The sequence below is a fragment of the Mitsuaria sp. TWR114 genome (assembly GCF_007997345.1).
In genome coordinates, this window is the sequence record NZ_VOSR01000864.1 from 1 (window position 1) to 4,474 (window position 4,474).

6 protein-coding genes are annotated in these 4,474 nt (G+C 72.7%); all 6 read left to right on the forward strand.

The genetic code is table 11. The features are described from left to right. Nucleotides 1–199 (forward strand): hypothetical protein (locus tag FUT87_RS30075; RefSeq protein ID WP_222617279.1); only part of this gene is annotated, 199 nt, incomplete at its 5' end. Beyond that, a complete protein-coding gene (locus FUT87_RS25065; RefSeq protein WP_222617280.1) occupies nucleotides 187–531 on the forward strand; it encodes a hypothetical protein in 345 nt (114 codons plus the stop codon). The genes FUT87_RS30075 and FUT87_RS25065, both read left to right, overlap by 13 nt. A 117-nt stretch (nucleotides 532–648) precedes the next feature. Further along, a complete protein-coding gene (locus FUT87_RS25070) occupies nucleotides 649–1,056 on the forward strand; it encodes a DUF2147 domain-containing protein (protein ID WP_254783583.1) in 408 nt (135 codons plus the stop codon). 24 nt (nucleotides 1,057–1,080) lie between these two features. Continuing rightward, complete coding sequence (locus FUT87_RS25075) at nucleotides 1,081–2,001, forward strand: TorF family putative porin (protein ID WP_091733669.1); 921 nt, start codon at nucleotides 1,081–1,083, stop codon at nucleotides 1,999–2,001. Beyond that, nucleotides 2,001–3,605, forward strand: a complete 1,605-nt coding sequence (locus tag FUT87_RS25080) for an FGGY-family carbohydrate kinase (RefSeq protein WP_147242760.1) — start codon at nucleotides 2,001–2,003, stop codon at nucleotides 3,603–3,605. Before FUT87_RS25075 ends, FUT87_RS25080 begins: the two co-directional genes overlap by 1 nt. Continuing rightward, the coding region (locus FUT87_RS25085) for a class II aldolase/adducin family protein (protein WP_186830755.1) at nucleotides 3,602–4,474 on the forward strand (873 nt) is incomplete at its 3' end. The genes FUT87_RS25080 and FUT87_RS25085, both read left to right, overlap by 4 nt.

Here is a 4,474-nt window from a genome sequence, read left to right on the forward strand (position 1 = left end):
CCAGCTCGCGACGCTGGGCGCGCTGTGGGCCTATGCCGAGCCGCTCGGCACCCGCGCCGGCTTCTCGCCGACGGCGGTGCAGACGCTCATCGCGGCCGGGCTGGCATGCAGGTGCTGGGCGGCAGCGTCGGCACCTGGCTGGTCCGGCGCGCACCGATCCGGCCGGTCCTGCTCGGCTGCTGCCTGGTGCTGGGGCTGAGCGCGCTGGGCATCGCGCGCACCGCCCAGGGCGGGCCCCTGGCCTTCGCCGCGCTGTGCGGCCTGTTCACCTTCACCTGGCTGTTCATGCTGCCCTTCCAGATGGCGCTGGCCTTCCGCGTCGACGGCAGCGGTCAGGTCGCCTCGCTGGTGCCGGCGGCGCAGCTCTTCGGCAGTGCCTTCGGGCCGCTGATGGCCTCGCTGGTCGTCACCGGCGAGGCGGTCGCGCCGGTGCCCTTCGTGGCCGCCGGCTTCGCGCTGCTGGCCATGCTCGCGCTGCCGCTGACCCGCGGCGCGCCGCGCCAGGGTTTCTCCGAGCGTCAATTTCGGTAGTCATCGCTATACCATAGCCATCACTATCAACTTGACGCGAGGGCGAACCCCTCCGGAAAGCAGGCGATGGCATCACGACTGGACCCCCCGCGACGCCGCTGGCCGATGGCCAGGGCCATGGTCGCCCTTCTGTGCGTGGCGGCGCTGTCCGCGCCGGCGCTGGCCGCTGGCCCTGATGACGCCAAGGGCCTGTGGCTGAGCGCCGATGGCGGCGCGGTGATCGAGTTCAAGCCCTGCGGCGACAAGCCGTCCGCGCTGTGCGGCCGCATCGTCTGGGACAAGGACGCGGGCCAGGCCAACGACACCTGCGGCATCCAGGTCGCGCAGCTGGAGCGCTATGACAACGAGGCCTGGCGCGACGGCTGGGTCTACGACCCGCGCGACCGGAAGAAATACAAGGGCGCGCTGCGCGTGAAGGGCGGCGACCTGTACCTGCGCGCCTTCATCGGGACCGAGATCCTCGGTCAGACCGAGCAGATGAAGCGCGTGGCCGCCCTGCCGGCGACGCCGGTCTGCAAGTCCTGAACAGCAATGACGAGGAGACCCGAGATGACCCGCACGACCTCCACCCCCGCGACCCGACCGGCCCTCGCCGCCTACGCGGTGTACGCCGCATTGGCCGCCCTGGCCGCGCTCGGCCCCTCCGTCGCCCGCGCCGACGACGTCGGCGTGGCCACGATGGCGATCGACACCGAAGTGAAGCTGCTCTCGGACCTGCGCAACCGCGGTGTCTCCGACTCCGGCCGCAAGCCCTCGCTGCAACTGGGCGTGCAGCTCGCCCACGAGTCCGGCGTCATCGGCCTGGCGCAGCTCTCCACCGTCAGCAAGAAGGCCTTCACCGACGGCGACGGCGTCAACCTGCTGCTGGGCACCGGCTACCGCTTCGGCGATCCGGACGCCTGGCACTTCGGCGTCGGACTGGCCAAGGAATTCTTCCCCGGCGCCAAATTCGACGCGCCGCACGGCATCGACCTGGAAGCCGGCGTGCCGGTGGACTTCCGCCGCACCCGCTACGACACCGCCTACGCGGTGCTGGAGATCGGCTGGGGCCGGCTCGAGGGCCGAGTGCTGCACGTGCTCTCGCGCACCTACCGCGGCGCGGACACCGGCGGCGTCTGCGGCCAGATCCTCGCCGCCGCCATCGATCCGACGCCGGCGCTCGAGTGCTACGCGCGCGGCGACCAGAACTCGCGCGGCAGCATGCTCTACGACTTGACCTATCGCCACCCGCTCACGCCGACGACCACGCTGAACCTGCATGCCGGCACCCAGAAGATCCGCCATTTCAAGGAGGCGGACTTCAGCGACTACTCGATCGGCGTCACCCATCAGCGCTGGGGCTTGAACTGGACCGCCGAATGGGTGGCCACCCGCACCCACCGGCCCGAGCTCTTCATGATCCCCGACGGCGACGGCTGGAAGCGGCAGGACAACAACACGCTGGTGGTCTCCGTGTCGCGCAAGTTCTGATGACCACGCCGGGCACTGCGCCGCTGGTACTGGCGGTGGACCTGGGCACCAGCGGCTGCAAGTGCGCGCTGGTGGCGCAGGACGGCACCGTGGTCGCGTGGGCCTTCCGGCCGGTGGCGCTGCATGTCGAGGGAGTGCGGGCCGAGCAGGACCCCGAGGCCTGGTGGCAGGCGCTGCTCGAGGCCGCCGGCGAGGTGCTCGCAGCCGACGCCAGCCATCGAGGCCGCGTGTCGGCGGTGTGCTGCTCCACGCAGACCGAGGTGACCGTCTGCCTCGGCCGCGACGGCCGGGCGATCGGGCCGGCCTTCAGCTGGCTGGACGCGCGCGGCGCCGCTGCCGTGGCCCGGCGCGTGCGCGGTCGCTGGCTCAACATCGAGGGCTATGCGCCGCTCAAGCTGTGGCGCTGGCTGCGCCTGACCGGCGGCGCGCCGTCGCTGACCGGGCGCGACGCGGCCGGCCACATGGCCTTCATCCGCGACGAGCAACCCGCCGTCTACGAGGCCACGCGCTGCTTCCTCAACGCGCTGGACTACCTCAACTTCCGCCTCTGCGGCCGGCTCTGCGCGACGCAGGATTCCATCCTCACCAGCTGGGTGACGGACAACCGCGATCCCTCGCGCATCCGCTACGACGACCGCCTGATCCGCGCGCTCGGGCTGGACGCCGGCAAGCTGCCCGCGATCGTGCATTCCACCGACGTGCTGGGGCCGCTGCTGCCGGCGGTCGCCGGGCAACTGGGCCTGCCGGCCACGACGCCGGTGGTGGCCGGCGCGGTGGACACCTCGGCCGTCGCGGTCGGCGCCGCGGTGCCGGACTACGAGACCCACCTGTACCTGGGCACCTCGTCCTGGCTGGGGGCGCATGTGCCGGGCATGCGGACCGACGTGCGCCACAAGATCGCGGCGGTGCCCTCGGCGGTCGATGGCCGCTACCTCGCGCTGGCGTTGCAGTCGACGGCCGGCGCCAACCTGTCCTTCCTGCGCGACCGCATCCTCTATCACCCCGACGAACTGGCCGCCGACGAGGAGCATCCCGCCGTCTACGAGGCGCTCAACCGCATCGCCGCGCGCGTGCCGCCGGGCTCGCGCGGGCTGATCTACACGCCCTGGCTCTTCGGCGAGCGCACGCCGGTGGACGATCCGCTGCTGCGCGCGGGGCTGATCAACCTGTCGCTGGAGCATTCGCGCGAGGATATCTTCCGGGCCTTCCTCGAGGGCGTCGCGCTGAACACGCGCTGGATGATGGAGCCCTTCGGGCGGCTGCTGGGCCGGTCGCCCGGCACGATCGCGGCAGTCGGCGGCGGCGCGCAGAGCGACGTCTGGTGCCAGATCCTCGCGGACGTCACCGGCCAACCGATCCGGCAACTGGCGCATCCGATCCAGGCCAACGCGATCGGCGCGGCCTTCCTCGCCGGCGTGGGCACCGGCGCGCTTCGTTTCAGCGACCTGCCGGCGCTGCGCCGCACGCGCCGCCTCTACGAACCCGCCGCCGCGCTGCGTCGGCTCTATGGCGACAAGTTCGAGGCCTTCAAGGAAGTCCGCGCGCGCCTGGCGCCGCTGTACCACCGCCTCAACCGCGTGCCCGCGACGGGAGCCGCTGCATGAAGCACGCAGCCGAACGGCGGCAGGTGGTGGCCCTGTGCCTGCGTTTGTCCGAGCGCGGCTACTTCGCCGGCACCGGCGGCAACCTGATGCTGCGCATCGACGACGAGCGGGTGGCGGTGACGCCGTCGGCGACGGACTACCTCGTCATGCGGCCGGAGGACGTCTGCGTGCTGCGCCTGGCCGACCTGGCCGTCGTCGACGACGCCAGCGACGGCGCCCGCCGGCCTTCGGTCGAGACCGGGCTGCATGCGCGCGTGCTGCGGGCGCGGCCGGACGTCGGCTGCAGCATCCACACCCACCAGCCGCTGGCCAGCGCCTGCGCGCTGATCGACGCCGGCGTGCCCTTCGCGCTGGTCACGAAGGGGGCCGCGAGCGGCCACCTGCAAGCCGTGGCGGGATATGACCGGCTGCGGCGCACGCTGCTGATCCGCGATCCCTTCCACCCCTCCCATGCGGAGATGGAAGCGGCGCCGCTGTTCGCCGCGCAGGCGGCCCACGGGCCGCGCGCGATGCTCATGGTGCCGCCGGACCAGGCCCACCGCCTCGACGGCATCGTGCTGCCCGAGGCCGAGGACCACGACGAGCTGTTCCGCGTCCAGACCGCGCTGGAGCGGCACGATCGCCCGGCCGCGCTGACGGCGCGCGACGTGCTGGCCGCGCGCTCGCCGGGCAGCCGCCTGGCCTGGCGCGCCGCGCGGCTGGTCGCGCTCTACGACGGCAACGAGCCGGCGATCCTCGAGGCGACCGAGGCCCTGCTCGCGATGTTCCCGGACGATCCTCACCTGCGGCTGAGCCAGGTCGCGTCGCTGTCGGCGATCGCCGGCCAGGCCGCCAGTTCGCGCGCGCTGGAGGCGCAGGCGGCGGCGCCC